28 protein-coding genes are annotated in these 26,733 nt (G+C 58.2%); 11 read left to right on the top strand and 17 right to left on the bottom strand.

All coding sequences use genetic code 11. The features are described 5' to 3' along the window. Positions 1–97 precede the first annotated feature (97 nt). The 5 genes from R8G34_22000 to R8G34_21980 all read left to right on the top strand — a co-directional run bounded on the left by R8G34_22000 (position 98) and on the right by R8G34_21980 (position 5,364). Positions 98–1,447, top strand: coding sequence for a substrate-binding protein (locus R8G34_22000; protein MDW3225531.1), 1,350 nt, complete (start codon positions 98–100; stop codon positions 1,445–1,447). 91 nt (positions 1,448–1,538) lie between these two features. Then, entirely contained in the window at positions 1,539–2,570 is a 1,032-nt protein-coding gene (locus R8G34_21995; GenBank protein ID MDW3225530.1) for a branched-chain amino acid ABC transporter permease, read from the top strand. Continuing rightward, complete coding sequence (locus tag R8G34_21990; protein MDW3225529.1) at positions 2,570–3,769, top strand: branched-chain amino acid ABC transporter permease; 1,200 nt, start codon at positions 2,570–2,572, stop codon at positions 3,767–3,769. The genes R8G34_21995 and R8G34_21990 overlap by 1 nt, the downstream gene beginning before the upstream one ends. 11 nt (positions 3,770–3,780) lie before the next feature. After that, positions 3,781–4,545, top strand: a complete 765-nt coding sequence (locus tag R8G34_21985) for an ABC transporter ATP-binding protein (GenBank protein ID MDW3225528.1) — start codon at positions 3,781–3,783, stop codon at positions 4,543–4,545. Between the two features lie 63 nt (positions 4,546–4,608). After that, positions 4,609–5,364: an ABC transporter ATP-binding protein gene (locus R8G34_21980; protein MDW3225527.1), complete on the top strand. Its 756-nt coding sequence runs from the start codon at positions 4,609–4,611 to the stop codon at positions 5,362–5,364. A gap of 122 nt (positions 5,365–5,486) precedes the next feature. On the opposite strand, the gene R8G34_21975 is transcribed toward R8G34_21980, so the two are convergent. Continuing rightward, positions 5,487–7,001, bottom strand: coding sequence for an AMP-binding protein (locus R8G34_21975; protein MDW3225526.1), 1,515 nt, complete (start codon positions 6,999–7,001; stop codon positions 5,487–5,489). 147 nt (positions 7,002–7,148) lie between these two features. Between R8G34_21975 and accB the strand changes: the two genes are divergently transcribed. Genes accB through aat form a run of 3 tightly spaced genes read left to right on the top strand, consistent with a single transcriptional unit; the run spans position 7,149 to position 9,651 of the window. Continuing rightward, positions 7,149–7,643, top strand: coding sequence for an acetyl-CoA carboxylase biotin carboxyl carrier protein (gene accB / locus R8G34_21970; GenBank protein MDW3225525.1), 495 nt, complete (start codon positions 7,149–7,151; stop codon positions 7,641–7,643). 11 nt (positions 7,644–7,654) lie between these two features. Further along, entirely contained in the window at positions 7,655–9,007 is a 1,353-nt protein-coding gene (accC, locus tag R8G34_21965; protein ID MDW3225524.1) for an acetyl-CoA carboxylase biotin carboxylase subunit, read from the top strand. Between the two features lie 11 nt (positions 9,008–9,018). Further along, positions 9,019–9,651: a leucyl/phenylalanyl-tRNA--protein transferase gene (gene aat / locus R8G34_21960; GenBank protein MDW3225523.1), complete on the top strand. Its 633-nt coding sequence runs from the start codon at positions 9,019–9,021 to the stop codon at positions 9,649–9,651. Here the strand turns inward: aat and R8G34_21955 are convergent. From R8G34_21955 to R8G34_21930, 6 genes are all read right to left on the bottom strand, one after another. Then, positions 9,615–9,971, bottom strand: a complete 357-nt coding sequence (locus tag R8G34_21955; protein ID MDW3225522.1) for a DUF2155 domain-containing protein — start codon at positions 9,969–9,971, stop codon at positions 9,615–9,617. The genes aat and R8G34_21955 overlap by 37 nt on opposite strands. Beyond that, positions 9,968–10,414 (bottom strand): outer membrane lipid asymmetry maintenance protein MlaD, encoded by a 447-nt coding sequence (mlaD, locus tag R8G34_21950; GenBank protein MDW3225521.1) that lies wholly within the window; start codon positions 10,412–10,414, stop codon positions 9,968–9,970. The genes R8G34_21955 and mlaD overlap by 4 nt, the downstream gene beginning before the upstream one ends. An 8-nt stretch (positions 10,415–10,422) precedes the next feature. Next, complete coding sequence (locus R8G34_21945) at positions 10,423–10,806, bottom strand: NADH:ubiquinone oxidoreductase subunit NDUFA12 (protein ID MDW3225520.1); 384 nt, start codon at positions 10,804–10,806, stop codon at positions 10,423–10,425. Between the two features lie 91 nt (positions 10,807–10,897). After that, on the bottom strand, positions 10,898–11,260 hold the full coding sequence (locus R8G34_21940) for a RidA family protein (GenBank protein MDW3225519.1): 363 nt from the start codon (positions 11,258–11,260) through the stop codon (positions 10,898–10,900). A gap of 135 nt (positions 11,261–11,395) precedes the next feature. Further along, complete coding sequence (clpX, locus tag R8G34_21935; GenBank protein MDW3225518.1) at positions 11,396–12,661, bottom strand: ATP-dependent Clp protease ATP-binding subunit ClpX; 1,266 nt, start codon at positions 12,659–12,661, stop codon at positions 11,396–11,398. A gap of 135 nt (positions 12,662–12,796) precedes the next feature. Next, entirely contained in the window at positions 12,797–13,426 is a 630-nt protein-coding gene (locus tag R8G34_21930; GenBank protein ID MDW3225517.1) for an ATP-dependent Clp protease proteolytic subunit, read from the bottom strand. Between the two features lie 151 nt (positions 13,427–13,577). Between R8G34_21930 and R8G34_21925 the strand changes: the two genes are divergently transcribed. The 3 genes from R8G34_21925 (at position 13,578) to R8G34_21915 (ending at position 17,629) form a co-directional block, all read left to right on the top strand. Further along, the gene (locus tag R8G34_21925) at positions 13,578–14,780 is read left to right on the top strand and encodes an FAD-binding domain-containing protein (GenBank protein ID MDW3225516.1); all 1,203 of its coding nucleotides are present in this window, start codon (positions 13,578–13,580) and stop codon (positions 14,778–14,780) included. A gap of 157 nt (positions 14,781–14,937) precedes the next feature. Continuing rightward, the gene (locus tag R8G34_21920; GenBank protein MDW3225515.1) at positions 14,938–16,968 is read left to right on the top strand and encodes a PhoX family phosphatase; all 2,031 of its coding nucleotides are present in this window, start codon (positions 14,938–14,940) and stop codon (positions 16,966–16,968) included. Positions 16,969–17,287: 319 nt separating this feature from the next. Continuing rightward, positions 17,288–17,629, top strand: a complete 342-nt coding sequence (locus R8G34_21915) for a hypothetical protein (protein MDW3225514.1) — start codon at positions 17,288–17,290, stop codon at positions 17,627–17,629. Positions 17,630–17,701: 72 nt separating this feature from the next. Here R8G34_21915 and R8G34_21910 read toward each other — a convergent pair whose 3' ends face one another. The 10 genes from R8G34_21910 to R8G34_21865 form a co-directional block, all read right to left on the bottom strand. After that, entirely contained in the window at positions 17,702–18,100 is a 399-nt protein-coding gene (locus R8G34_21910) for a RidA family protein (GenBank protein ID MDW3225513.1), read from the bottom strand. 27 nt (positions 18,101–18,127) lie between these two features. Beyond that, positions 18,128–18,817 (bottom strand): ABC transporter ATP-binding protein, encoded by a 690-nt coding sequence (locus R8G34_21905; protein MDW3225512.1) that lies wholly within the window; start codon positions 18,815–18,817, stop codon positions 18,128–18,130. After that, entirely contained in the window at positions 18,814–19,569 is a 756-nt protein-coding gene (locus R8G34_21900) for an ABC transporter ATP-binding protein (GenBank protein ID MDW3225511.1), read from the bottom strand. The genes R8G34_21905 and R8G34_21900 overlap by 4 nt, the downstream gene beginning before the upstream one ends. Beyond that, complete coding sequence (locus R8G34_21895; GenBank protein MDW3225510.1) at positions 19,562–20,545, bottom strand: branched-chain amino acid ABC transporter permease; 984 nt, start codon at positions 20,543–20,545, stop codon at positions 19,562–19,564. The genes R8G34_21900 and R8G34_21895 overlap by 8 nt, the downstream gene beginning before the upstream one ends. Before the next feature lies 1 nt (position 20,546). After that, on the bottom strand, positions 20,547–21,464 hold the full coding sequence (locus R8G34_21890; GenBank protein MDW3225509.1) for a branched-chain amino acid ABC transporter permease: 918 nt from the start codon (positions 21,462–21,464) through the stop codon (positions 20,547–20,549). A gap of 77 nt (positions 21,465–21,541) precedes the next feature. After that, positions 21,542–22,690 (bottom strand): ABC transporter substrate-binding protein, encoded by a 1,149-nt coding sequence (locus R8G34_21885; protein ID MDW3225508.1) that lies wholly within the window; start codon positions 22,688–22,690, stop codon positions 21,542–21,544. 72 nt (positions 22,691–22,762) lie between these two features. Next, entirely contained in the window at positions 22,763–23,923 is a 1,161-nt protein-coding gene (gene kynU, locus R8G34_21880; GenBank protein MDW3225507.1) for a kynureninase, read from the bottom strand. A gap of 30 nt (positions 23,924–23,953) precedes the next feature. After that, positions 23,954–24,775 carry a tryptophan 2,3-dioxygenase family protein gene (locus R8G34_21875; protein ID MDW3225506.1) on the bottom strand — a complete coding sequence of 274 codons (822 nt, stop codon included), beginning with the start codon at positions 24,773–24,775 and terminating at the stop codon, positions 23,954–23,956. Next, the gene (locus tag R8G34_21870) at positions 24,772–26,391 is read right to left on the bottom strand and encodes an AMP-binding protein (GenBank protein MDW3225505.1); all 1,620 of its coding nucleotides are present in this window, start codon (positions 26,389–26,391) and stop codon (positions 24,772–24,774) included. The genes R8G34_21875 and R8G34_21870 overlap by 4 nt, the downstream gene beginning before the upstream one ends. Beyond that, positions 26,391–26,669, bottom strand: coding sequence for a hypothetical protein (locus R8G34_21865; GenBank protein MDW3225504.1), 279 nt, complete (start codon positions 26,667–26,669; stop codon positions 26,391–26,393). Before R8G34_21865 ends, R8G34_21870 begins: the two co-directional genes overlap by 1 nt. Positions 26,670–26,733 lie beyond the last annotated feature (64 nt).

The raw sequence follows: 26,733 nt of genomic DNA, 5'->3' as shown, positions 1-26,733 counted from the left end.
GAAACTGGGCGATAAGGACTTTGCACCATTGTGCCTTGCGCGTCCGGCTGAGAGGAAGAAAGCCGAACGTGTGATTTTAACTTCTGGGAGGATTTCAATGTCCAATTCGAAACTGACGCGTCGTGGTCTTATCAAGACCGGTGCGGTCGCCGGGGCTGCCGGTCTGACGCTGCCGACGTATCTGCGTGCTGATGCACATGCAGGCTATCTGAATGCACCGCAAGGCGACACCGTGACACTGGGCTTCAACGTCCCGCAGTCCGGTCCTTATGCGGATGAGGGCGCGGACGAATTGCGCGCTTATGAACTGGCAGTTGAGCACCTGAACGGTGGCGGCGACGCTGGTATGATGAACACATTCTCGTCCAAGGCTCTGACGGGCAACGGCATCCTCGGCAAGAAAGTCGAATATGTCACGGGCGACACACAGACGAAATCGGACGCCGCACGCGCCTCCGCCAAGTCGATGATTGAAAAAGACGGCGCGATCATGATCACGGGCGGGTCCTCCTCCGGTGTGGCCGTGGCTGTTCAGGCGCTGTGCCAGGAAGCCGGCGTCATCTTCATGGCCGGTCTGACCCACTCCAACGACACCACGGGTAAAGACAAGCGTGCCAACGGGTTCCGCCACTTCTTCAACTCCTACATGTCTGGAGCGGCACTCGCCCCCGTTCTGGCGGCGAACTACGGCACCGACCGTAAAGCCTACCACCTGACAGCGGATTACAACTGGGGTTACACCACAGAAGAAGCCGTACGTTCCTCCACCGAAGCCATGGGCTGGGAAACCGTCAACGCGGTGAAAACACCGCTGACACAGACCGACTTCTCCTCCTATATCGCGCCGGTTCTGCAATCGGGTGCGGATGTTCTGGTTCTGAACCACTACGGCGGAAACATGGTCAACTCGCTGACCAATGCAGTCCAGTTCGGCCTGCGCGACAAGCTGGTCAACAACAAGAACTTCGAGATCATCGTACCGCTCTACTCCCGCCTGATGGCGAAGGGTGCGGGTGCTAACGTGAAAGGCATCTTTGGCTCGACAAACTGGCATTGGTCGCTGACGGATGAAGGCTCCAAAGCATTCGTCAAATCCTTCGGCACCAAATACGGCTTCCCGCCCAGCCAGGCGGCGCACACCTGCTACGTTCAGGCGCTGCTTTATGCGGATGCTTGTGAGCGTGCGGGCACATTCAATCCTTGTGGCGTTGTCGAAGCGCTGGAAGGCTTTGAGTTTGACGGCATGGGCAATGGTCCAACACTTTACCGTGCCGAAGATCACCAGTGCTTCAAGGACGTGCTGGTTGTGAAGGGTAAAGAGAACCCGACCTCCGAGTTCGACCTTCTTGAGATCGTCGAAGTGACGCCAGTCGCACAGGTCACATACGAGCCCGATCACCCCCAGATGGCAGGCGGCTCTTTGGGCACCTGTAATCCGGGCGCCTGATCAAACACGCCGGTAAAACGCGCAGGGCGGGGAATGCCTCCGCCCTGTGATTTCGGCCACCGGGCCAAAACCGTTTCATGAAGGTGGGACCATGGACGCAATTATCCTGCAAATTCTTAATGGCCTGGACAAAGGCTCTGCCTATGCGCTGATCGCGCTGGGTCTGACATTGATTTTCGGCACCCTCGGGGTGGTCAATTTTGCGCATGGTGCGCTCTTTATGATCGGCGCGTTCTGCGCCGTCACCCTCAGCCGCATTCTGACTCTCAGCCATGAGGTCATTGACGAAACCAAAACCGACTTTCTGGGCAATCCTCTGAAGGTCGATGTGCCTTACCTTTATGATATTTTCGGCCAAACCACGGGCGATGCGATCATCGACTGGGCGGTGCCGATCTCCATTCTCTTTGCCATTCCGGTCATGGTGTTCATCGGTTTTGCGATGGAACGCGGCTTGATCAAGCATTTCTACAAGCGCCCGCATGCCGACCAGATCCTCGTGACCTTCGGCCTTGCCATCGTCTTGCAGGAAATCATCAAATATTTCTACGGTGCCAACCCGATCCCGACCCCCGCCCCTGAGGCGTTCCGCGGGTCCTTCGACTTCGGCGCTGCGATGGGTTTTGATCCCAATACCATCATCTACCCCTACTGGCGGCTGGTTTATTTCGCCTTTTCCGCTGTCATCATCGGCGCGGTGTTTGCGTTCCTGCAATTCACCACCTTCGGGATGGTTGTGCGTGCAGGCATGGCGGACCGTGAAACCGTAGGCCTTCTGGGCATCAACATCGACAAGCGTTTCACCATCATGTTTGGCATCGCGGCGGCCGTCGCGGGATTGGCAGGTGTTATGTATGCGCCGATCAATTCGCCGAATTACCATATGGGCATGGATTTTCTGGTGCTCAGTTTCGTTGTGGTTGTTGTGGGCGGCATGGGCTCTCTCTCGGGTGCGGTTCTGGCCGGGTTCCTGCTGGGCATCCTTGAAAGTTTCGCCTCCATGGCCGTGGTTCTGGAAACCCTGCCGGGCATCAATCAGATCATCATCTATCTGGTTGCAATCATCATCTTGCTGACACGTCCGCGGGGCCTTATGGGCCGCAAAGGCGTGATGGAGGAATAATCATGGGCCTTACCAAAAAAGACTTCACCCTCCTGCTGATCGTTGCTGTGCTGGCACTGTTTGCACCCTTCATTCTAAACCCCTTCCCCGAAGGCTCGGCGATGGCTCAGTTCAACGCGGGCTATCCCGATCTGATGCAGCGCCTTGTGATCTTTGGCATCTTTGCCATCGGCTTCAACATCCTCTTTGGCCTCACGGGCTATCTCAGCTTCGGGCATGCCGCATTCCTGGGCGTGGGTTCCTACGCTGCAATCTGGATGATGAAACTCTTGACCATGAACGTGGTCCCGGCGATCATCATCTCCGTGCTGGTGGCAGGTGTGTTTTCACTGCTGGTAGGCTGGATATCTTTACGCCGGTCAGGGATCTACTTCTCCATCCTAACGCTGGCCTTCGCCCAGATGTCCTATTCGCTGGCGTATTCCGTTTTGACCCCCATCACGGGTGGTGAAACCGGGCTGCAGCCAAAGGCAGGCGATCCCCGTATCATTGACCGGGCTCTGGGCGCTGACGGCACCGAGCGCGCCAACTTTTTCGGCCTCGAAATGGGCTCCAGTTACGATATGACTGTCGGCAATTGGGTCTTCACCTTCAGCGCGGGCTATTATCTCGCCGCCGTAGTGATGCTCGCGGCGTTTTATTTGTCGATCCGCATCTTCCGCTCGCCTTTCGGGCTGATGTTGCGCGCGATCAAGTCCAACCAGCAACGCCTGAATTACACCGGTCTGAATTCCAAACCCTACACGCTGGCCGCTTTTGTCATCTCCGGCATGTACGCCGGGTTGGCCGGGGGGCTGCTGGTGGCGATGGACACGCAAGTGGGGGCGGAACGCATGTTCTGGACGGCCTCGGGCGAGGTCGTGCTCATGACCATCCTGGGCGGTGCCGGCACATTGATCGGTCCCATCCTCGGTGCGGGTTTCATCAAGTATTTCGAGAACATCGTCTCCAAGATCAACGAGAGCATTCTGCATCAGTGGTTCGCTTTCATGCCGGACGGGATCGAAGATTTCCTGGTGGCGATTGTATACCCCTTTATCGGCAAGGGCTGGCACCTGACACTTGGCATTGTCTTCATGCTGGTCGTGATCTTCCTGCCGGGTGGTCTCGTGGAGGGCGGTCAGCGCGTCGCGCGGCTGTTCAAACGTAAAAAGCCTGCGGATGACAATCCGGATGGCAAAACCACCCCAGCCGAATAAGGAGAGCACAGATGGGCATTCTTGAAGTCAAAAACGTCGGTAAACGCTTTGGGGGCCTTCAGGCGCTGGGGGATGTGAACCTCTCCATCGCCGAAGGATCGGTACACGCCATCATCGGCCCGAACGGGGCCGGTAAATCGACCTTGCTGAACTGCCTGGTGGGCAAGCTGATCCCGGACACCGGTTCCGTCATGTTCGACGGACAATCGGTTCTGGGGCGCAAACCCTATGAGATCAACCAGATGGGCATTTCCCGCGTGTTTCAAACGCCAGAGATATTCGCGGATCTGAGCGTCATGGAAAACATGATGATCCCCTGCTTTGCCAAGCGAGACGGCGCGTTTGAGCTCAATGGCATCAGCAGTGTTTCCAGCCAGAAAGACGTGTACGGCACGGCAGAAAAGATGCTGGAAGACATGAACATGGCCGACAAACGCGAAATGCATGCAGGTTCCCTGTCGCGCGGCGACAAACGGCGTCTGGAAATTGGCATGTGCCTCAGTCAGGAACCCCGCCTGTTGCTGCTGGATGAACCCACCGCCGGAATGGCGCGCGCGGATACCAATAACACCATCGATCTGTTGAAACAGATCAGCGATGAGCGCGACATCACCATCGCCATCATCGAGCACGACATGCATGTGGTGTTTTCATTGGCTGAACGGATCACGGTGCTGGCACAGGGCACACCACTGGTCGAGGACACGCCTGACAATATCAAGGGTCACCCCAAGGTGCGCGAAGCCTATTTGGGCGAAACCCAGACCGCGGCCTGATCCCACCCTTTGCGTAGGGTGGCCTGAAAGCCCACCCTACGTCGCAACACCGAGGACAAAGAGATGAACGTCAAACCGGACTTTTCAAAGAACGCCAATCAGGCCGCGACGGCTCCCGCCTTTCTGTCCATCTGGGACATGCACGCCTATTACGGCGAGAGCTATATCGTACAAGGCGTGAGTTTCAACGTGCATGAGGGCGAAATCCTCGCATTATTGGGGCGCAACGGGGCGGGCAAGACATCCACCCTGCGCGCCATTGCCCGGCTGGCAGACCCGGAAATCAGGCGCGGCGAAATCTGGCTCGACCACCAGGCGCTGCACAAGATGTCCAGCCATCAGGCGTCCCAGGCTGGTCTGGGCCTTGTTCCGGAAGACCGCCGTATCATTGCTGGGCTCACAGTGGAAGAAAACCTCAAACTGGCACAGATCGCACCGCCCGTCGGGTGGTCGCTGGAGCGCGTTTACGAGCTTTTCCCGCGCTTGCGCGAGCGGCGCACGCAGGAAGGTGTGACGCTGTCGGGCGGTGAACAACAGATGCTGGCCATTGCCCGCGCCCTGTGCCGCGACATCAAGGTTCTGTTGCTGGATGAACCCTATGAAGGACTGGCACCTGTCATCGTGGATGAAATCGAAAAGACTCTGCGCATCATCAAGGAACAGGGCATCACCACGATTCTGGTGGAACAAAATGCTGTACGCGCCCTGCAACTGGCTGACCGAGCGGTGATTCTGGACACTGGTGGCATCGTTTTTGATGGCACGGCAGCCGAGGTGCTGGAGAACAAGGAACTGCGTGAAGAATACCTGGCGATCTGACGGTGTCCACCTTGAACATGCGAGTACACCCGCCAAACCGGCGGGTGTTTTTATATAAAGGCAGGTGTTGCGCATCGCCCGGGCGTCTGCGCCCTCACCGCAATCGCTGAGAAACCGGGGGCCTACTCCGCCTGATCTTTTTCAAGCCGCGCGCGCAGCTCGGTCTTGAGCACTTTGCCATAATTGTTCTTGGGCAATGCCGCGATCGGAATGTAATCCTTCGGGCGTTTGAACCGCGCAATATGCGCCAGACACAGAGCATCCAGACGTGTGGGGTCGAGGTCCCCAACCACAAAGGCCACCACCTCCTCGCCCCATTCGGCATGTGCCCGGCCGACCACGGAAACTTCAGACACACCTGCATCCATCAAAAGTACTTCCTCGACTTCGCGCGGGTAGACGTTGGAACCGCCGGTGATAATCATATCCTTGGATCGGTCCTGCAGGCTGACATACCCATCCGCGTCGATGAACCCCATGTCGCCGGTCATCAGCCAGCCTTTCACCAACGTCTTGGCGGTGGCCTCTACGTTCTGCCAATACCCGGGCATCACCGTGTCTCCACGCACCATGATCTCGCCGTGTTCCCCGACGGGCAGCACGTTGCCCGCCACATCCCCAATCGCAACATCGACAGCGGATTGCGCGCGCCCCACTGATTGCAAGCGTTCGCGCCAGCGCGTATGGCTGCGGTCTGCGATGTCCGCCCGGCTCAGCGCCGTGATCCCCATCGGACATTCGCCCTGCCCGTAGATCTGCACAAAAATGGGGCCGAAATGATCAACGGCGTCCATGATATCCGCATTGTACATCGGGCCTCCGGCATAGACGATGGTGCGTAATCCTGTGCCAACCCGCCCCATGTCGCGGGCCACCTGAGTCATGCGGTGCACCATCGTAGGGGCGGCAAATATCTGCACGGATCCAAAATGCTCTGCGAGGTCCAGAATTTCGATTGGATCAAAACCGCCCGACACCGGACAGACATGGCGCGCACCTGCGCGCACATGCAACATGTTGTAGATACCGGCACCATGGCTCATCGGTGCGGCATAAAGTGTTGCATCCTCAGGGCGAACCACATCCGCATCCACCCCGTAACACAGGCTCATCGCGGTCAGCATCCGGAAGGTGATCATCACACCTTTGGGCTTTCCGGTGGTCCCTGAGGTGTAAAACAACCAAGCCAGATCCTCCGGGCGGCGCGGCGCAATGCTCGGTGCCGGCTCATGGGCGAGAACCGCGTCAAACACGTCCCCCGGCACCACCGTGATCGCGCCTTGCGCGTCTGCTTCCTGCAATGCCCGCGCCAGCGGAGGAGAGGCAAAAACGTGATCCACATCCGCGTTTTGCAGAATAAATGCCGCCTCGCGCCCATGTAATTTGGCATTGATCGGCACCACCGACGCGCCCGAAATCCAGATGCCATAAAAGACCACAAGGTAGTCGGGAACGTTTTTCATGAAGATCGCAACGCGGTCCCCCGGCGTGACGCCCCTTGCAGTCAACCACCCGGCCACCGCGCGGCTGCGCGCCCAAAACATGGCGTAATCCGCGACGCAATCCTCGCCCAGAAACAGCGCTGAACGGTCCGGCGTCGCCTGCGCCGTGCGTTCCAGCCAATGCGCTAAATTCATCCTGTATCCCTTCGTTTCAAGACAATTTACCCGCTGTTGGCAAGGGCGCAATAGGCGGGTTTTCATGCACGGGCCCTTCCCCTATAACGGAGGCGCAGGAACAAGAGCCGACAGCAACAAGGCTCTCCCGAACGGTTGAGGACGTACATGACAAAAAAGAACCATGACGCCGATGTGGCCTTCATCAAGGCCCTGGCGGAATTGCTGCGCGAAAACGATCTGACAGAGCTTCAGGTCAAACGGGATTACGGCGCAGATGACAGCCTGAACGTACGCGTGAGCCGTCATACACAGCAACAGGCCGTCACACAGGTGGCGGCGGCCCCGGCGCCCGCAACCGCGCCAGCCGCCATCGCCGAAGCCCCGGCACCTGCCGCTCCAAGCCCCAGTCAGGACCCCGCCGAAGATCCCGGCGCTGTGACCTCGCCCATGGTCGGAACCGTTTACATGCAGGCCGAACCGGGTGCGGAAGCGTTTATCGCCGTCGGCAAGACCGTTTCTGAAGGCGACACCCTGCTGATCGTCGAGGCGATGAAAACCATGAACCACATCCCCGCCCCCCGTGCCGGAACGGTCAAGCGGATCATTGTTGAGGATGGTGCTGCCGTTGAATTTGGCACACCGCTTGTGATCCTCGAGTAGGGGCGCGCGCAATGTTCGAAAAAATCCTCATTGCCAACCGTGGCGAAATTGCTCTGCGCGTGGTGCGTGCGGCCCGTGAAATGGGCATCCAGACGGTCGCGGTCCATTCGACGGCGGATAGTGACGCCATGCATGTGCGTATGGCGGACGAAAGCGTCTGCATCGGCCCTCCTGCAGGCACGCAAAGCTATCTGTCGGTGCCTGCCATCATCGCCGCCTGCGAGATTACCGGGGCTGAGGCGATCCACCCGGGCTATGGGTTTCTGAGTGAAAACGCGGATTTTGTGCAGGTGGTTGAGGATCATGATCTGACCTTCATCGGTCCCACTGCCGAACATATCCGGGTCATGGGTGACAAGATCACCGCCAAGGACACGATGAAAAAGCTGGGCGTGCCTTGCGTGCCCGGGTCCGAGGGCGGCGTGCCGACCCTTGCGGATGCGCAGCGCATTGGCGCGGAAATTGGCTATCCAGTGATCATCAAGGCCACGGCAGGCGGCGGCGGGCGCGGTATGAAAGTCGCGCAAACGGCCGACGATATGGAAAAAGCCTTCATGACCGCGCGGGCCGAGGGCAAGTCAAACTTCGGCAATGACGAAGTCTATATTGAGAAATACCTCACCACGCCGCGTCATATCGAGATTCAGGTTTTTGGTGATGGCAAAGGACGCGCGGTGCACCTTGGGGAGCGCGACTGCTCTTTGCAGCGCCGTCACCAAAAGGTTTTTGAAGAGGCCCCCGGGCCTTCGATTTCGCCTGAAGAACGTGCTGCCATTGGCAAAGTGTGCTCTGACGCCGTTGCGCGAATCAACTATATCGGGGCCGGCACAATCGAGTTTCTCTATGAGAACGGTGCGTTTTATTTCATCGAGATGAACACCCGCCTGCAGGTTGAACACCCCGTGACCGAGGCCATTTTCGGCGTGGATCTGGTGCGTGAACAAATCCGCGTCGCCGCAGGTCTCGAAATGTCATTTGAGCAAGATGACCTGAGTATCAACGGCCATGCGATCGAGGTACGCATCAACGCGGAAAAGCTGCCGAATTTCGCACCCTGCCCCGGTCGGATTACGCATTTCCATGCACCGGGCGGCCTTGGTGTGCGGATGGATTCCGCGCTCTATGACGGCTATTCAATCCCGCCCTATTACGACAGCCTGATTGGCAAGCTGATCGTGCACGGTCGTGACCGCCCGGAAGCCTTGGCGCGACTTCAACGCGCTTTGGGTGAATTGATCGTCGACGGCGTGGATACCACGGTGCCGCTGTTTCATGCGCTGTTGGCCGAAGATGACGTCCTGTCGGGCGGGTATAATATCCATTGGCTGGAGCATTGGTTAGAGACCAATCTCGGCAACGGCTGACGTGCCCCGCCATGCGCCTGATCCCTGAGGTTTTGATGCAAGGCTATGCCACGGGGATCTTTCCCATGGCCGAACATCGCGATGATCCGGAAATATTCTGGGTGGATCCACAGCGGCGTGGCGTCATGCCGCTGGATGGGTTTCACGCGTCGCGCTCCTTGCGGCGTGCCATGCGAAACACCTGTTTTGAGGTCAGCATCAATCAGGATTTTGTCGGCGTCGTGGATGGATGTGCGGATCGTGCAGATACCTGGATCAACACTGAAATCAGGTCGCTCTATCTGACCCTGCACAGTCAGGGACGCGCGCATTCGCTCGAAATTTGGGAAGGTGCCACGCTTGTCGGAGGCGTTTACGGTGTGACTTTGGGGGCTGCGTTTTTTGGCGAAAGTATGTTTTCGCGCCGCAGCAACGCGTCCAAGATTGCGCTGGCGTGTCTGGTGGATCGCCTGTGCGAAGGCGGCTTTATGCTGTTTGACACGCAGTTTCTCACCGAACATCTGGCATCGCTTGGCGGGATCGAGATCAGCCGCGCAATGTATCACAAAGCGCTGGCTCAGGCGCTAGAAAAGCCCGCAGATTTTTTGCGTCCCCCCCTGCGCGCGCCTCAGGACGTAGTGCAGCGCATCACCCAAAGATCATAACGTGCGTGATCCATCGCCGAAAGCGCGGGCGCTGACGCGATCATCCAACCGGAAAAAACAGTCTCGCTTTTGTAGGTGTCCACCACTTCCAATGCAGCAAAGGCATCTCCGGCCGGGTTTCCCACCGGATAGCGGCACCCGTTCAGCGTGATGCGCAATTGATCGAAGGCGGCTGTCTGGCCGGATTTCATCTCGATGTCATAGACCTGACCGCTGATCTTATCGAGACCCCGCAGGATGACCCCATCCGCTTCGCTGACCTGTTGCGCGGCGGCAGAGCCTGCAATGCAAGCCAGCACCAAAGCGGCCCGCAGGATCATTCAGACGACCCGCTCACAAATTTGAGTAGTAGTGAGACCAGACTGACGGCACCCTGCGTATCCTCGATGGTGTCACCCGGTTCAAAAAAGAACGGCGACCCGCCCGGGACAATCTCAACGAAATTCCCGCCAAGCAACCCTTCCGACGAGATAACGATGGCGCTGTCATCGGGAATCTCAATCCCCTCCAGAACGGAAACGGTCGTATCCGCCCGGTAGGTTTCAGAATTCAGATCGACCTGCGTCACGGAGCCCACGCGCACGCCCGCCAGGCGCACGTCGGTCCCGACATTCACCCCTTCCAGACTGCGAAAACTGGCCTCAAGCGGATAGCTGGTGCCACCGCTTGAAAAATCGGACACCTGGCCTGCGTAAAGCACAAACGCCACGGCGGCGGCCAGCACACCCGCGCCAACGATAACTTCGGTCGTATTTTCAGACATTTGGTTGCTTACTCCGGCGACCAGGCCTCGTAGTCACTGCGCGGTGCCGGGTCTGATCGGCGAATGGACCCTTTCGGCGCGTAAGACAACGCAGTGCCTGTCAGATTTTCCTGATGGGGTTTTTCCCACGCTTTGTGCGGCAGCGGTGATTCCGACGGGGTTGCATCCCATGTATGATGCAGCCAACCGTGCCAGTCGGGATCTACCCGGCTCGCCTCAGCTTCGCCGTTGTAAATCACCCAGCGGCGCGATTTGTCCTTGTTTTCATAGAACACATTGCCCTGGCTGTCTTCGCCCACTTTAGCACCATTGCGCCACGTCCAGAGTTGCGTGTTCAACGTCTGTCCGTTCCACCAGGTCACCGACCGCAGTATAGATGTCAGAAGTCCCATGAAATGCCTCCAGTGCATCAATGCGTTACATATGCCGGATTGTGGATGAAACGTCCAGATGGATGCGTCGCGTCCAGCAGCTTTCCTCAGGTTATTCCGGCACAAGCGCGGTCACTTCGATTTCGATGCGAAACCTGGGGTCAATCAGACCGCATTCTATCATCGTGGCCGCGGGCGGGTTGCGGCCAAAGGTCTCTGCAAGTATCGGCCAGCAGGCTTCAAACTCCGCGCGGTCCGGAAGCATGTAAGTGACGCGAACAACATGTGTGAAATCGCATCCGGCGGTTTTCAGCGCCTGCGCAATCGTATCCAGCGCCGATTTACATTGTTCCTCAACGGTATCGCCCTGCCCCGTTGTGCCGGCGACATGTACCCAGCCCCCAGCCACAACCGCCCGGCAATACCCGATTTTCTCCTCGAATACGCCGCCGGATTTGATGCGGTGCAAGGTCATCAGCAGGCTCCACTCCTGAAGTGTAAAACGGCTTTCCGTATCGCGGCGGCGCGCGCCCGATATGTCATCGCCATCATTTGGAAAAAGCAGAAAGGCCGACCAAGTGGCCAGCCTTTCAGATCATTGTTGGTGCGGTCAGCCTGCGGTGGCAGGCTCTTTGTCTGCGTCTGAATGAATCATCAAAGGTGCTGCCTCGGAGACAACCGCCTCTTCGTTCACGACCACCTCATTGACACTCTCCAGTCCCGGAAGGTCAAACATGGTATCCAGCAGGATATCTTCCAGAATGGAGCGCAATCCTCGCGCGCCGGTCTTGCGTTCAATCGCGCGTTTGGCAATGGCGGACAGCGCATCATCCGTAAAGGTAAGTTGCGTGTCTTCCAGCTCAAACAGGCGCTGGTATTGTTTGACCAAAGCATTCTTTGGCTGCGTCAGAATTGTGACCAGCGCATCCTCATCGAGGTCTTCCAGCGTGGCCAGAACCGGCAGACGCCCGACGAATTCCGGGATCAGCCCAAATTTCAGCAGATCTTCTGGCTCCAGATCCGTGAAGATCTCACCAACCCCGCGCACATCATTGTCTCGCACATCGGCCCCAAAGCCCATGGCGGACCCTTTGCCGCGCGCCGCAATGATTTTATCCAAGCCGGCAAAGGCGCCGCCACAGATAAACAGGATATTGGTTGTATCCACCTGCAGGAATTCCTGCTGGGGATGCTTGCGCCCGCCCTGCGGCGGGACAGAGGCCACGGTGCCTTCCATCAGTTTCAAAAGCGCTTGCTGAACGCCCTCGCCCGACACGTCGCGGGTGATGGACGGGTTTTCAGATTTACGCGTAATCTTGTCCACCTCGTCGATGTACACGATGCCACGTTGCGCACGCTCCACGTTATATTCAGAGGCCTGCAGCAATTTGAGGATGATGTTTTCGACGTCTTCGCCCACATAACCCGCTTCTGTGAGGGTCGTGGCGTCAGCCATTGTGAACGGTACATCAAGGATGCGCGCCAAAGTCTGTGCCAGAAGTGTCTTACCGCAGCCCGTGGGCCCGATCAGCAGGATATTGGACTTTGCCAGCTCAATATCGCCGCCCTTCTGGGCATGGTTCAGCCGTTTGTAGTGATTGTGCACAGCAACCGACAACACCCGTTTTGCCGTGGCCTGACCAATAACGTAGTCATCCAGAACCTCACAAATATCTTTCGGTGTCGGAACCCCATCGGTGGCCTTCAGGCCTGATGCCTTGGTCTCCTCGCGAATGATATCCATGCAGAGCTCAACACACTCATCACAGATAAAGACGGTTGGGCCAGCAATCAGTTTGCGCACCTCATGCTGGCTCTTGCCACAGAAGCTGCAGTATAACGTGTTCTTGCTGTCGCCCGTCGAATTCGTAGCCATAGTCAACTCTTTCAGGTCTCGCGTGTCATCTGTGTCGCCCCGCATGGCGCGGCGTTCGATACTCTCATCTCAGCTTAGGCCAGCGTTTTCAGGTCCACAATCGCTAATTGGTAAACTGACCGTGGACCTCAAAGCCTATTTCGTGTCGTCATCTTCCTTGCCGCGGCTCTCCACGATCTCGTCAATCAGACCAAATTTTTGCGCCTCTTCCGGTGACATGAAGTTGTCACGCTCCAGCGCATCTTCAACCTTTTTAAGGGTTTGACCGGTGTGCTTGACGTAAATCTCGTTCAGGCGAGTCTTAAGTTTCTGGGTCTCTTGCGCGTGGATCATGATGTCCGTGGCCTGCCCCTGATACCCGCCAGAAGGCTGATGCACCATGACGCGGGAGTTGGGCAAAGAAAACCGCATGCCTGTCTCACCTGCCGTCAAAAGCAGCGATCCCATGGAAGCCGCCTGCCCGATCACCAGAGTCGATACCTTGGGTTTGATGTATTGCATGGTGTCATAGATCGACAGGCCGGAGGTCACGACACCGCCCGGCGAGTTGATATACATGCTGATTTCCTTGGACGGGTTTTCCGCTTCAAGATGCAACAATTGTGCCACGATGAGTTGCGACATACCGTCATGCACGGGACCAGACAGGAAAATGATCCGCTCTTTCAGGAGGCGCGAGAAGATATCATACGCGCGCTCGCCCCGGCTGGTTTGTTCCACAACCATGGGGACAAGATTCATATAGGTGTCGATGGGATCGTTCATGAGGGATGCCTGTTCGTTGGTGTTCGCCAAGACCATACTCCGCGAACCGTTACCCAAAGCTTAGTATTGCCAAACGGGGGCTGCAAGGGGGACCGGTTCAATCTTAGGTAATCATATTGAACAATCGACGGACTGCGTTATCTGCCCGCCCATGAACGCGTTGGAAACATTCACACCGACCCGCACGGCCGCCCTGGAAAGATTGTCTCGATTTTTACCGGATGCCGGGCGGACCTATGCCGCCCGGCGTAATTATGACCTTGGGGCAGGACGCCACAGTGGTGTTTCGGGCCTCTCCCCTTACCTTCGATGTCGCTTGATGACCGAAAGCGAAGTGCTGGCCTCCGTGCTCGCGCGCCACAGCCCGCAGGCGGCTGAAAAGTTCATTCAGGAAGTGTTCTGGCGCACCTACTGGAAAGGCTGGCTGGAATTGAGACCTGGCGTCTGGGATCAGTATCAGACCACTTTGCAAACTGATCACAACAATTTGCAAACCCAATCAGGGCTGCGCGCCCGCTGGGAAAGCGCCTGTTTGGGAACCACTGGTATTGATTGTTTCGACGCCTGGGGACAGGAGCTTGTGCAAACCGGATATCTACACAACCACGCGCGTATGTGGTTCGCATCCATCTGGGTTTTCACGCTGCGCCTGCCGTGGGCCCTGGGTGCTGATTTCTTTTTGCGCCATCTGCTTGACGGGGATCCGGCCTCCAATACGCTCAGCTGGCGGTGGGTCTCAGGCCAGCAAACGCTTGGCAAAACCTATCTCGCCCGCGCCAGCAACATCGAAAAATACACGGAAGGCCGTTTCACGCCAAAAGATCTCGCGCCACATGCCGAAGCTCTTGCGGCACCATCCAATCCCGCGCCCGGGACGTTGCCGCCCGCCGCCACAGCAGATCCAACACTCAGAACCGGTCTGTTGCTGCACTGCGAAGACCTCAGCCCGGGTTTCATCCTTGATCACATGAGCCCGGCCTGCACCGCCACGCTGATGGTGCGCAATGGGTTCAGCCCCCTGACCCCGGCGCCCCATATCGCGACATTTCAACGGTCAGCGCTCAAGGACACCGCGTCACGTTGGGGCGACAAGCTTGGGGGCGCGCCCGAAAATACCGCCACAGTGCAAGACATCATCACATGGGCCGATGCGCAGAACCTGCAACAGATCGTAACCGCCCATGCACCTGTGGGACCGATTGCCGCAGTCATCGCAAACCTGTGCAAAAATCCGAACGCGCCGTCTGTCGTCTCAATACGACGCCCTTATGATTCTGCGGCTTGGCCCTTGGCAACAAAGGGCTTTTTCCCTTTCAAGAAGCACATCCCTGATCTGCTCGCCGCTTTCACTTGATTTCACGCCTCAGTTGCAGCTACACTCATCCCGGGAAACCCAATAAATCAGTCTGAGACGTCACAGTGCCGTTACATCGGCCGACCATATCAGACCCATAAAGACGGCGCACCACTGCGACCGTTTCATTTACATCGCCACCAACACGAGGAAGCAAATGGACCGCAAAGACATCATCCAGGACCCGTCAATCGGCAATAAAGCAGAAGCCTATGAGGCTTTTGACGACATCCCGACAAACCCAAATCTGGGCCGCACGATCGGGGACGTGATCAACCGTCGCTATGGCCGGCGCGACATGCTCAAGGGCGTTTTGGGCGTGACTGCGACCACCGCATTGTTTGGCACATCTGCCATGATTGCCCCAAAACAGGCCGCCGCAGCCAGTGCTGCCAGCCGTTACAATTTCGACGAACTGACATGGGGCAATGATGAAAAGCACCATGTCGCGGAAGGGTATAACGCCGATGTACTGCTGCGCTGGGGTGATCCGATCACCGCGGATGCACCCGAATTTGACGTGATGAACCAGACCGCCGAAGCGCAGCTGAAACAGTTCGGGTATAACAACGACTACGTTGGTTTTACCGCGCTGAATGAAGAAGGCACGCGCGGTTTGCTCTGTGTGAACCACGAGTACACCAATGAAGAGGTCATGTTCCCCGGTTTGGGACGTCAGGACCGCGATGGTTTCAAAGGCATGACCAAGGAACTCGTGGACATCGAAATGGCGGCCCATGGTGGTTCCGTGGTCGAAATTGCCCAAGGGTCGGATGGCAAATGGGCACTTGTGCGGGACAGCCAGTATAACCGCCGCATCACGCCGCTGGACACGGAAATGACCATCGACGGCCCCGCTGCGGGCCACGCCCGGATGAAAACCAACGCCGATCCAGAAGGCATGACTGTCATTGGCACTGTCAACAACTGCGCCGGAGGTATGACGCCCTGGGGCACATATCTGATGGCGGAGGAAAACTTCCACGGGTATTTTTGGACCGATGTGGTGGATGGCGAGGATAAACCCGACGTCTCTGCGCAACCGGAAGCCGTCGGCATGAAACGTTATGGCGTACCGGGGCGCTGGTATGCCTGGGGTCAGCATCACGACCGCTGGAACATCGACAAGGAACCCAATGAACCCAACCGTTGGGGCTGGATCGTCGAGGTCGACCCGCGCAACCCGGATGCCAAGCCGATCAAACATACGGCAATGGGGCGTTTCCGTCACGAAGGGGCTGAAACAACCATATCCTCTGACGGTCATCTGGTGGTCTATTCGGGTGACGATAACCGCTTTGATTATCAGTACAAATATGTCTCAGGCGGCACCGTTACAGACGAAAACAGCGTCTTCGGCAGCCCGTTGATGTCAGATGGCACGCTCTATGTGGCGCGTTTCGATGAGGATGGGACCATCGCCTGGTTGCCCCTGGTGCATGGTGAGGGGCCGCTGACGGCCGAAAATGGTTTCAACAGCCAGGCGGATGTGATGATCGACACGCGTATCGCGGCCGATCTGCTGGGTGCGACCCCCATGGACCGGCCCGAGGATGCACAACCCGGTCCAAACGGCACGGCCTACATCATGTTGACCAACAACACCCGCCGCAAGGCAGATCAGGTCAATGCTGCCAACCCCCGGCCTGAAAGCTCCTTTGGTCACATCATCGAGATCAGGGAAGCCGACGGCAATCATGCCTCCACCACCGGCACATGGTCAATTCTGGTGAAATGCGGTGATCCAACCGTTGAAGAGGTTGGCGCGCAGTGGAACCCAGAAACATCGGAAAACGGTTGGTTCGGCTCTCCGGACAACTGCGCGTTTGATACGGACGGGCGGTTGTGGATCTCCACCGATCAGGGCTCCAGCTGGGGCAAAACCGGGAAATCGGACGGTCTTTACGGGCTGGAAACCGACGGCGACCTGCGCGGAACATCCAAGCTGTTTTTCCGCTGCCCGGTCGGCGGTGAGCTTTGCGGTCCCTATTTCCATGACAGCGGTGAAACCCTGTTCCTCGCGGTGCAGCACCCGGGCACGGATGGCACCAAGGACTTCAAAGGGTTTGAGCGCAATTCCACATTCGAGGATCCTGCGACACGCTGGCCGGACTTTGATGACGCCATGCCACCGCGTCCCTCCGTGGTTGTGGTCACGAAACAGGGCGGTGGAAAAATCGCCATCTAAGGTACATGTAACCTTATGAAAATAAAAGGCTCCGCTCTCCCGGCGGGGCCTTTTTTTCATCTTGCTTTGCGAGGACGGTCACTTGGTTTGCCGGAGACCTTCCCTGATCTGGGCGAGCCCAATTTTGCCCCCAAGCTTCGGGCTGTCCGCATCCTCTGGATGGTCTGCCTGACGCAAAACTTGGGCCGAAAGCAGCGCTTTGGGACTTCATCATCTGTTAATTGCGCCAACCTCTGCGCCGCGAAAAACGCCAAGAAAGTTGCAAAATTTGCACGCTATATTAACGTTGTCGCCGTTTAGATTGAAAAAGGTATTTTAGATGAAACATGCATTTGCATTTTTGATTTCCATCGCGACGATCTCAATTGCCACCTCTGCCAGAGCAGAAAACCTATTCGTTTGGTGTACAAGTGAGGCCGGTGCGAAACGCGTCGTTGCTGCTTATAAACATGCGTCTTTCAAAGGCGACCGCCTGTCGCTGGCGCATATTCATGGCGCTGCGGGAAACAAGGGGTGCGGACTGACCCCCGATATTTCGATGGCGAAGTTTAAGGGCAAGGAACTGGCTCCGCCCTTTGCTGCTGCAACAACAAAAGATGGCAAACAAATTCCTCTGTTTTCAGGCGTGGGAGGACGCGTGCTGGTGCCGGTCAACTTCTGATCGCGTTACGGCAGAAAGGACATTTCACGGTGTGCCGCGCTCTCTAAATATCAGGCACAACGCCCTAAAATTTCAATGGGAAATTTCGGCCGTGGCCTCGATTTCAACGCGCGCTTGATCCTCGACCAGGGCAGACACAACAACCATGGTCATGGCCGGAAAATGCCGCCCGAAGACGTCACGATAGGCGGCGCCGACCTCGACCTGATGCGCCAGATATTCAGCCTTATCCGTCACATACCATGTCAGGCGCGCGATATCCTCGGGCTTCCCGCCTGCGGCTTCGACCACGGCGCGGATGTTCATCAAGGCCTGACGCATCTGGCCGATGAAATCGCGCGCCTCAAACACCTGATCCGCGGTCCAGCCGATCTGCCCGCCGACATAAAGCGTGCCCCCCTCTGTCAAAATGCCGTTGGCATAGCCCTTGGCCGGTTTCCAACCTTCCGGGTGGATAATCTGATGCGGCATGTGCTGTCCTTTCCTGAAATGGCTGCGTCAAACGCCTAAATACTGATCGGCCACGCCCGCCGTAATCTCTGTCATCGCCCCGGCCCAGACGCTGGTACCACGCTCCAGAATCACCGCCTGATCGGCCACCCCGCGCAATTCTGCGAGCGATTTATCCACCACCAGCAGCGCCATGCCGGTCTGCGATTTCAACTGGCGCAGCGCGGCCCAGATTTCCTGCCGCACCACAGGGGCTAGCCCTTCGGTCGCTTCATCCAACAGCATCAGGCGCGGGTTGGTCATCAGCGCGCGTCCAATGGCCAGCATTTGTTGCTCCCCACCCGACAGCGAGGCGGCGGATTGATCGCGCCGTTCCGCCAAGCGCGGAAACAACTCCGTCACGCGCGCGAAATCCCAGTGCCCGGCGCGCGCTGCAGCGATCAGATTCTCATTGACCGTCAGATTGGGAAAACACCGCCGACCTTCTGGCACCAACCCCATGCCCGCTTGCGCGGCTTTGTGCGGGGGTAAATTGCCAATGTCATGCCCGTCAAAGCGCACCGTTCCGCCCGCGTGTTTCAACAAGCGGCAAATGACTTTAACCGTTGAGGATTTCCCCATTCCGTTGCGCCCCATCAGCGCGCAGACCTCGCCTTCCTTCAGCGACAGATCGACGCCAAAAAGCGCCTGACTGGGACCATAGAAGGCCTCGATTCCCTCAAGCACAAGGAAGCTCATATCGACTCCTCCTCGCCCAGATAGGCTTCGCGCACGTCACGGTTGGCCTTGATCTCAGCTGCGGATCCGGTCGCAATGACCTTACCATAGACCAGCACGGAAATCCGATCCGCCAGCGCAAAAACCGCGTCCATGTCATGTTCCACCAGCAGAATGGGCGCTTCACGGCGCAGCCCATCGAGGAAACCGGTGAGCCGCTTGGACCCGCCCGCGCCCAGACCCGCCATCGGTTCATCCATCAAAAACGCGCGCGGCTGTAACGTCAGCGCCACGGCGACTTCCAACAGGCGGCGCTGACCGTGGCTGAGGTCTGCGGTACGCTTGTCACGGTGATCCATCAGCCCGACGCGTTCCAGGGCCGCTTCCGCCACCGCGCGCAACTCGCCATCCTTCATCACCGGCTTGAAAAAGCGCCAGACCGTGCCGCGCGCGCCCAAAGCCCCCAGCACCGCGTTTTGCAAAACGGTATATTCCATCGCGAGTGAGGAGATCTGAAACGTTCGCCCCAGCCCGGCACGCGCCCGCGCCACCGTATCCAGAGGCGTGACATCGCGCCCGTCAAACCACACCTGACCTGCGTCCGGGGTCAGCCCCCCCGCCACCTGTTTGATCAGGGTTGATTTACCCGCGCCGTTGGGACCGATCAGGGCGTGGATTTCGCCGGGATTGAGCGTCAAGTTAACGTCATCTGTGGCCATCAGCGCACCAAAGGATTTGCGCAAGCCTTTGATATTCAACAAGGCCTCAGTCATGCGCAACCTCCCGCCCGGCCAGGGTGCCGATCAGCCCGCCGCGCGCAAAGAGCACCACCAGCAGCAGCAATATGCCCAGATAGACATGCCAAAAATCAGACAATCCGCCCAAGACATGTTCCAGCAGGATGAACAGCGCAGCCCCCGCCACCGGGCCAAACAAGCGCCCGACCCCGCCCAGAATGACAAAGATCATGATCTCGCCCGACATGTGCCAGCTGAGCATGGTGGGGCTGACAAAACGGTTGAGATCGGCAAAGAGCGCGCCTGCCAGTGCGGTGATGGCGCCCGAGATCACGAAGGCCAGAAGGCGCAAACGATAGGGCGACAAGCCGACGGTTTCCACGCGTTCCGGGTTTTGCCGCGCGCCCGCCAGCGCCAGCCCAAAGGGCGATGCGGCCAGACGCCCGACGCCAAAAAGCACCACAGCCAGCACGATAAAACAAAGCGCGAAAAACTGGATCGGCACCAGCGTATTCAGACCCGGAAACCCGTTGCGTACATAGATCGACAGCCCGTCTTCACCGCCATAAGCGGGCCAGCTGATCGCGAAATAGTAAAGCATTTGACCAAAAGCGAGCGTGATCATGATGAAATAGACACCCGAGGTGCGCAAGGACAGCGCGCCAATGGCCAGTGCGGCCAAGGCACCTGTGATCACCGCGACCAGCCAGATCAAGGGCATCGAATTGCTGCCCTCCAGCAGAAAGGGGGCCTCCATCAAGGGGGTATAGGTCTGCGCGTGATGGGCGAGGATGCCCATGGCATAGCCGCCGATCCCGAAAAACGCCGCATGTCCGAGGCTGACCAGCCCCCCGAGCCCCAGTGCGATGTTCAGCCCCACCCCAGCCAGTGCCAGAATGGCAACCTTGGTCGTGAGCGTGATGATGAAAGGCTCATCCAACATCAGCGCGATCAACGCCGTGACAGGCAGCATGGCGAACAATACGAGGTTTATGAGGGAAGCGCGGCCCATCTCAGGCACGCCCGTAAAGGCCGGTGGGCTTGAACAGTAAAACCCCCGCCATCAGAATGTAGATCGACATGGAGGCCAGCGAGGAGCCGACAACCGTGGCCGAAGACGGTTCCATGAAAGCGCCAAACAGGATCGGCAACAGCACACCGCCCAGCGTGTCGGTCAGCCCGACCAGCAAAGCCCCCACCAAGGCCCCCTTGATCGAGCCGATCCCACCAATCACGATCACCACGAAAGCGAGGATCAGCACCGGTTCGCCCATGCCCACCTGCACCGATTGGATCGCACCAACCAACGCACCCGCGAGACCAGCGAGGCCCGCGCCGAGGGCAAAGACGATGGTGTAGAGTTTGGAAATATCCACGCCGAGGGCCGCGATCATTTCGCGATCACTTTCTCCGGCGCGGATCTGAATACCGATGCGGGTGCGCGCGATCAGTTGGAACAGGCCAAAGGCAATCAACAACCCGATGGCGATGATCAGCAAACGATATGCGGGATATTGGATGCCACCGGGCAGCATGACCGGCCCGGACAGTGCCGCCGGGATGTCCAGAAACAGAGGAAAGGAGCCAAAGACCCAGCGCGTGCCTTCGGAAAAGATCAGGATCAGCGCGAAGGTTGCCAGCACCTGATCCAGATGATCGCGGTCATAAAGGCGACGGATCACTACCAATTCGACCACGGCGCCTGCTGCTGCCGCTGCCACAAGGCTGGCCGCGAGCGCGAGCACAAAAGACCCGGTCGCCCCGGCCACAGCCGCCGCCGCAAAAGCACCGACCATATAAAGCGAGCCATGCGCGAGGTTGATCAGCCCCATAACACCAAAGATCAGCGTCAAACCAGCGGCCATGAGGAACAGCATCACGCCGAACTGCAAGCCGTTCAGGATCTGTTCGATGAGCAGGATGCTGGACATGAAAGCTCCGCCTGCGCGCTGCTGCGCGTCGCCTCAAGAGGAAAGGATGCTGCCCCAAAACCGGGGCAGCGCTCAGATCAGTAGGAACATTCCGCAGCGTATGCATCACCGTGATCGGTCAGGCTGGCTGAAATGATCTTGTTGGTGAACACATCGCCCTCCTTGATCACTTCGCGCACATAGAAGTTCTGGATCGGGTGCTGGTTGGAGCCGAACTTGAAATCACCCCGCACTGATGCAAAATCCGCCTCTGCAAGGGCCGCGCGGAAGGCATCGGCGTCTTTGACATCGGCCTTGCCCATCGCGCTCAGCAGCAGGTTGGCGGTGTCAAATCCCTGGCTCGCATAGAGCGAAGGCAGACGCCCGTATTCCGCCTGAAACCCCTCGACGAACGCCTTATTGGCGGCATTGTCGATGTCCTTGTTCCACTGGCTGGTGTTTTTCACACCCAAAGCGGCATCGCCCACGGCCTGCAGAATGCCCTGATCAAAGCTGAAGGCCGGACCCACAACCGGCAAGTCCACACCGGAACCTGCGTATTGTTTCAGGAAGGAAATCCCCATGCCACCGGGCAGGAAGAAAAATACACTATCGGCTCCGGACGCGCGGATCTGCGCGATCTCGGCGGCATAATCGGTCTGGCCCAGTTTGGTGTAAATCTCACCGGCCAATTCGCCCCCATAGGTGCGCTTGTACCCGGTCAATGCATCCTGACCGGCGGGATAATTTGGCGCGAGGATGAAAGAATTTGTATATCCAATCTCCTTGGCATAGGCCCCGGCGGCCTCATGCAGGTTGTCATTCTGCCACGCGACGTTGAAATAAAGCGGATGGCACCCCTTGCCCGCCAACGCCGAAGGCCCGGCATTGGGCGAGAGGTAAAACTTGCCCTGTGCTGTCGCCGCCGGCACCACGGCCATCGCCAGATTGGACCAGATGATCCCGGTCATCACATCGACCTTTTCGGATTGGATCATCTTATCCGCCAGTTGCACCGCGATTTCGGGTTTGCGCTGATCGTCCTCGATCACCACTTCCAGATTGTCGTTTCCGGCCATCTTGGCCGCCAGCATGAAGCCATCGCGTACATCAATGCCAAGGCCAGCGCCACCGCCCGACAGGGTCGTGATCATGCCAACCTTTACCTTGCCGCCATGCCCATCTGCGAAACTGGCGCTCGCAAGAGCCGCCAAGCCAGCCGCCAAAATCATTGATCTCATTTTCATTTCGTATCTCCCATGGTGTCCAAGGCGCTTTCGGCCTCTTTATTTGTGCCGGGCGTTCTGCCCGCAGATTGTCTATGTGACCCGGCCCCTTGTGCGGTACCTAGGATCATCCCACAGCTTTTCGTCCATTACTTTGACCATCCGGTCAACCGCAATGCTGACATCTTCGCCATCCAGATAAAGCGGCGTAAAGCCAAACCGCATGATATCGGGCGCGCGGAAATCGCCAATCACATCCTGTGCAATCAAGGCCTGCATCGCGGCAAACCCATGCTCAAACCGGAACGACACCTGACTGCCACGCAGGGTCGGGTCGCGCGGACTGACCAGTTCCAGCGCCGGAACACGGGCCTCGACCTCGGCAATGAATTGTTCCTGCAAGGCCACAGAGGCCACGCGCAAGTCATCCATATCCACGTCGTCCCAGAGCCGCAACGCGACTTCCAGCGCGCTCATCTGCATCACCGGCGGCGTACCGACGCGCATGCGCTCAATCCCCGCGCCGGGCGCATAATGCAGCGCAAAATCAAATGGCGCATCATGACCCAACCAGCCGCTGAGCGCGGGTTCGATGGTGTCCGCCAGATCGGGACGCACATAGATAAACGCCGGTGCCCCCGGCCCGCCGTTCAGGTATTTATAGGTGCAGCCCACGGCCATTTCAGCCTTTGAAGCGGCCAGATCCACCGGCACCGCCCCCGCCGAATGCGCCAGATCCCAGAGCATCACCGCACCTTTTGCCTGCGCCGCCGCCGTGATCGCGTTCATGTCATGCATGCGCCCGGTGCGGTAATCCACCTGCGTCAGCATCACCACCGCGACCTCTTCAGTGATCGCGCCGGCCACATCCTCAGGTGCCACCGTGCGCAATTCATAGCCCTGATCGAGCGTCTTGATCAGCCCCTCAACCATATAGAGATCGGTCGGGAAATTCCCGGTGTCCGACAGGATCACGCGACGTTTCGGGCGCACTTTCAATCCCGCCGCCACCGCCTGATAGACCTTGATCGACAGCGTGTCGCCCATCACGACCGATCCCGCAGGCGCGCCAATCAGACGGCCCACTTGGTCGCCAACGCGGGTGGGTTGATCCATCCAGCCCGCCGCGTTCCAGCCCTTGATCAGCAAAGCGCCCCATTCGTCATTCAACATCCCCGACAGGTGGTCCGGCACGCCGCGCGGCATCGGCCCCAGTGAATTACCATCAAGGTAAACCATCCCCTCAGGCAGCATAAACGCCTCTTTTCGCAGTATATTTGCCACTTACAGGGCCCCTCTCACGTGCCAGAGTTCCGGAAACAGCTCAACTTCCAGCATTTTGCGCAGATAGCCAACACCCGACGTGCCCCCGGTGCCACGTTTGAACCCAATGATGCGCTCTACCGTGGTCACATGATTAAAGCGCCAGCGCCGGAAATAGTCTTCCAGATCCACCAGCTTTTCCGCCAGCTCATAAATTTCCCAATAGGTTTCAGGGTCCTCATAAACCTTTTGCCACAGCTCCTGAATATCGCTGCGTGCTTGCCAAGCGGTTTCCGCCACAGGCCCGGCAAGACCCGACGTGTCAAATCGTTGCCCCAACAGATCAAGCGCGACCTGATAGAGCGAGGGCTGTGCCAACTCCCCGCTCAAAGCCACCGTGGCCGCTTCCTTATGCGCATGGAGTTTCATCAATCCCGCATTGCGATTGCCTAAAATAAACTCAATCAACCGATATTGATGCGACTGAAACCCCGATGAATTGCCAAGCGACGGGCGAAACGCGGTGTATTCGCTGGGCGTCATGGTGCGCAACACATCCCAGGCGCCGTTGAGTTGCTCAAAAATCCGCGCCACACGCGCCAGCATCTTGAAGGCGGGGCGCAACTCCCCCTTCTGGATCGCCGACCGCGCCGCCTCCAACTCGTGGATCGCCAGCCGCATCCATAACTCGGACGTCTGATGCTGCACGATGAACAACATCTCGTCATGGGCGTCTGACAACGGGTGTTGCGCATCCAAAATCGGGTCGAGCCGCAGATAATCTCCATAGGACATATCCGTAGCGAAATCCATTTTCGCCCCCTCGGACGGCGTGTCACTCATGTCTTTTCCCTCAGGGCAAAGCGCTGGATCTTGCCCGTCGCGGTTTTGGGCAGGCTCTCACGAAAAACCACACGCCGCGGGTACTTATATGGCGCGATTTCACCCTTCACATGATCCTGTAACTGCGTGATGAGACTGTCGCTGCCCTCAATTTCATTGTTCAGAACAATATGCGCTTCAACGATCGCCCCACGCGTCTCGTCGGCGGCACCCACCACGGCACATTCACGCACCGCCGCGTGGGATAACAGTGCGGCCTCCACTTCGGGGCCGGCGATGTTATACCCGGCCGAAATGATCATATCATCGTTGCGCGCGGCAAAATGCAGATACCCATCTTCGTCCATGGAAAAACTGTCGCCGGTGATGTTCCAACCATCCTGCACGTACGTGGCCTGTCGCGCGTCCGCCAGATACCGGCACCCCGTCGGCCCGCGCACGGCCAGACGGCCCACGGTGCCGCGCGGGGCCTCCTTGCCGCGCGCATCGATCACCCGCGCCTCATAGCCGCGCACCGGTTTGCCGGTACACGCCGCTTTGTGATCATCAAAGCGATTGGTCACAAAAATATGCAAAAGCTCCGTCGCCCCGATCCCGTCGAGCATGGGTTTGCCGGTCTTGTCCTGCCAGTCCTGATAGACCGGTGCGGGCAAGGTTTCACCCGCAGAGACCGCGGCGCGCAGACTGCTGAGATCCGCGCCAGTCTCCATCGCGGCCAGCATGGCGCGGTACGCTGTGGGTGCGGTGAAACAAACCGTCGCGCGGTATTTCTCGATGATCTCGATCATATTGGGTGGGGAGGCTGTTTCCAGCAGCGTCGCCGCCGCGCCAAACCGCAGTGGGAAAATCGCAAGCCCGCCCAACCCGAAGGTAAAAGCCAAAGGCGGAGATCCGACAAAAACATCCTGCGGCACCACGCCCAGCACCTCGCGCGCATAACCGTCCGCGATGATCAGCAAATCGCGGTGAAAATGCATCGTCGCTTTGGCATCCCCAGTGGTGCCCGACGTAAACCCCAAAAGGGCGACGTCATCCTGCGATGTGGCAACGGCCTCAAATTGCACCGGTTTTTCCAGCGCAAGCCGGTCCAGTTCCGCATCATGGTTGGAGGTGCCATCAAAACCGACCACGGATTTCACAAACGCGCTGGTCTTGGCGCAGGCGGTCATTTCATCCATCAAGCGCGTGTCACAGAGCGCGTGGCTGATCTCAGCCTTGTCCACGATCTTGCTCAACTCACTTGCGCGCAGCATCGGCATGGTATTGACCACCACGGCGCCTGCTTTGGTTGCGGCCAGCCAGCAGGCCACCATGGCAGGATTATTTGCCGAACGGATCAGCACCCGGTTGCCCGGTTTCACCCCAAGATCATCGACCAGCACATGGGCCAGACGATTGGTCCAATCGCTAAGCTCCTTATAGGTCCGCCTGCGCCCGTTGCCGATCAGCGCTGTGTTGTCCCCGAACCCGCGCGCAACCATCGCATCTGTCAGTTCAACAGCGGCATTCAAGCGTTCGGGATAGTCAAAACCCTCCAGCAAAAGGTCGGGCCATGTGTCTTGTGGGGGCAGATTATCCCGCGCGAAACTGTCGCTGTGAGCAGAAGCAAACAACATCACCGCGCCCCCATGTGACGGCTCGACTGGCCCAGCCACACCGCAACCCATCGACGTGCGAGACGCCCCAAAACCGCCAGGGTCGCCTGAAAATTCCATCCCATTTCACGCACGGCAGCGCCCGTAAAAGTACGAAAAATATCACAAATCGAATAATTGCGCGCTCTGATACGAATCTGCGCATGCGCGCCGGACGCCGCGCGATGCGTGCTCAAAACTCTCCAAAACGCCTGCGCCATCACCAGAACCGTCTCCTGCCGGACAGGCACATTGCGCACCGCCCTTTGAAGAAAAGGTTAGGGTGAGTCGCAATTTGCTTCAAGTAAAAATATTTTAAACCTA

The organism is Paracoccaceae bacterium, from assembly GCA_033344815.1.
GTDB lineage: Bacteria > Pseudomonadota > Alphaproteobacteria > Rhodobacterales > Rhodobacteraceae > Roseobacter.
Note: the sequence above shows the minus strand (reverse complement) of the source record. Positions and strands in the feature narration are given on the sequence as shown.